Source organism: Barnesiella sp. CU968 (assembly GCF_905219685.1).
Lineage (GTDB): Bacteria > Bacteroidota > Bacteroidia > Bacteroidales > Muribaculaceae > Lepagella > Lepagella muris_A.
In genome coordinates, this window is record NZ_CAJMXD010000439.1 from 1 (window position 1) to 2239 (window position 2239).

Genomic DNA, 2239 nt, shown 5'->3' on the forward strand with positions numbered 1-2239 from the left:
GGAGTAGGATGGATGATTGGCTCTGTTGCATCGATTGATGACAAAGATGCAGGAAAAATCCTGAAAGGATTCAAGAGCATTACCATCGTCGACTGTCAAGGAATGAAAGGAAGAAAGGAAATTATGAAATGCGTCAAAGATGCGATCGACAGCGACAGGAGCGAGCTTATCCTTGAAACGCACGACGGTCCGGAAACAACACTCATATACGGTCATATTGATGACAGAAGCATGAAACTGAAGAATCTCCTGATAGTTTCAGAAGAAGCGTCAGAACTCAGCGTGATCCGAGCCAAAGGCACGTTCGACATCCGGTCTGTACTCAACGAGCAGACGAGGCAGCTTCCTTAAAGGCATCCATGATGACTGTGGGCATATTGCGCGATAACGCTCCGAGACGGTAGTCATCCTCTGCATTCCACTCTGGCGTCCAATAAGGATCGACACTGATGCCGATGGTATCCCACTCCACTCCGTTTGACTTCAGTGAATCGAACACTCGGTCATACAATCCCTGATCAAAACCGTTATCGAGATGAATGATAACTTCTGCTTCAGGATATACCTCGCGCACCGCTTTTATCCCGGCTTTCGTCAGAGACGCATAGTTCACGGGGTTCTCCTCGAAACGACCCATAGGCCATAAAAAGCCGTGGGTCGTTTCGTTTCCCACCTGCACCCATTTAACGTCGATGCCGTTGTCCTTAAGAAGCCGGAGTGTCTGCCGCGTATGGTCGGCGAGAGCTTTTTCCGTCTGTTCGAGAGTCATGCCGAGCCATGCCTTGGGAGGATTTTGCTTGCCCGGATCCGCCCACCAGTCGGAATAGTGGAAGTCAATCATCACAGGCATACCCAGAGCCTGTGAACGTTTTGCCATCTTCAGCACATCCTCCGGAGAGCAAAAACCGTCCTTGGGATTCACCCAGACGCGAAGACGAGTGGCGTTCATGCCTGAAATATCCCCGCCGAGCCAGAAAGGCTCCTTGTCTCCGGTTTCAGTTGCCGCCGAAACAGCAGCCACTGCACACAGAGCCGCTATACAGACCCCGAATCTTTTTATTCTCATATTATTTGCAGTTTGCACGAAAATTATAAAAAAATACCCCAATCCACAAAAAAACGGTCCGGAAAATTTCCGGACCGTTCTGTTCTGAAGATTCTGACTCTTATTAGCCGTTTACTTTCTTCATGTGAGCGATGAGGTCGAGAACCTTGTTTGAGTAACCGATCTCATTGTCATACCAGGAGATTACTTTCACGAAGTTGTCGGTCAAGTAAACACCGGCGTTTGCATCGAAGATTGAAGTAAGGGGGCAACCGAGGAAGTCAGAGCTTACAACTGCATCCTCAGTGTAGCCGAGCACACCTTTGAGCTCGCCCTCTGCAGCCTCTTTCATAGCAGCGCAGATAGCCTCTTTTGTAGCGGGCTTCTCAAGGTTTACAGTAAGGTCTACCACAGATACGTCAAGAGTGGGGACACGCATAGAGATACCTGTAAGTTTGCCGTTGAGCTCGGGGATAACTTTACCTACAGCCTTTGCAGCACCTGTTGAAGAGGGGATGATGTTGCCTGAAGCGGCACGACCACCACGCCAGTCTTTCATAGAAGGACCGTCAACAGTCTTCTGAGTGGCAGTTGTAGAGTGAACGGTTGTCATGAGACCCTCCTTGATACCAAATTTCTCGTGGAGAACTTTGGCGATAGGAGCAAGACAGTTGGTTGTGCAAGAAGCGTTGGAAACAAACTTCTGACCGGCATAAGTATTCTCGTTAACACCTACAACGAACATAGGAGTAGCATCTTTTGAAGGTGCAGACATAACTACGTATTTCGCACCAGCCTCGATGTGTGCCTGAGCTTTCTCCTCTGTGAGGAAAAGACCTGTTGACTCAACAACATACTCGGCGCCAACACCGCCCCAGTTGATCTCTTTGGGGTCGCGGCATGCTGTTACGCGGATTTCCTTGCCGTTTACGATGAGAAGGCTCTTCTCGAGATCGTAATCTACAGTGCCGTCGAAACGACCGTGCATTGTGTCATACTTCAACATGTAAGCCATGTAATCTACAGGAAGAAGGTCGTTGATTGCAACTACCTCGATGTCTTCTCTCTTGGTGGAGGCACGGAATACGAAACGTCCTATACGGCCAAAGCCGTTGATACCAATCTTTGTCATTTTAAATTTTGTTTATTTTGGGTAAATTTATTTGGGTTTTATATTTATTACTTATCTTTAAA

General features: G+C 48.1%; 3 protein-coding genes. 1 reads left to right on the forward strand and 2 read right to left on the reverse strand.

The features are described from left to right. Window positions 1-351, forward strand: a 351-nt coding sequence (locus tag JX312_RS12510) for a DUF4252 domain-containing protein (RefSeq protein WP_204458228.1), incomplete at its 5' end; no start/stop codon positions are given. On the opposite strand, the gene JX312_RS12515 is transcribed toward JX312_RS12510, so the two are convergent. Continuing rightward, window positions 323-1066 carry a glycosyl hydrolase 53 family protein gene (locus JX312_RS12515; RefSeq protein WP_204458230.1) on the reverse strand — a complete coding sequence of 248 codons (744 nt, stop codon included), beginning with the start codon at window positions 1064-1066 and terminating at the stop codon, window positions 323-325. The genes JX312_RS12510 and JX312_RS12515 overlap by 29 nt on opposite strands. A 103-nt stretch (window positions 1067-1169) precedes the next feature. Further along, a complete protein-coding gene (gene gap, locus JX312_RS12520) occupies window positions 1170-2177 on the reverse strand; it encodes a type I glyceraldehyde-3-phosphate dehydrogenase (RefSeq protein WP_128707260.1) in 1008 nt (335 codons plus the stop codon). Between the last annotated feature and the right edge of the window lie 62 nt (window positions 2178-2239).

Bases quoted from the DNA above. Each gene is read 5' to 3' on its own strand.
- JX312_RS12515 (WP_204458230.1), bottom strand. From the start codon at position 1,066: ATGAGAATAAAAAGATTCGGGGTCTGTATAGCGGCTCTGTGTGCAGTG.
- gap (WP_128707260.1), bottom strand. From the start codon at position 2,177: ATGACAAAGATTGGTATCAACGGCTTTGGCCGTATAGGACGTTTCGTA.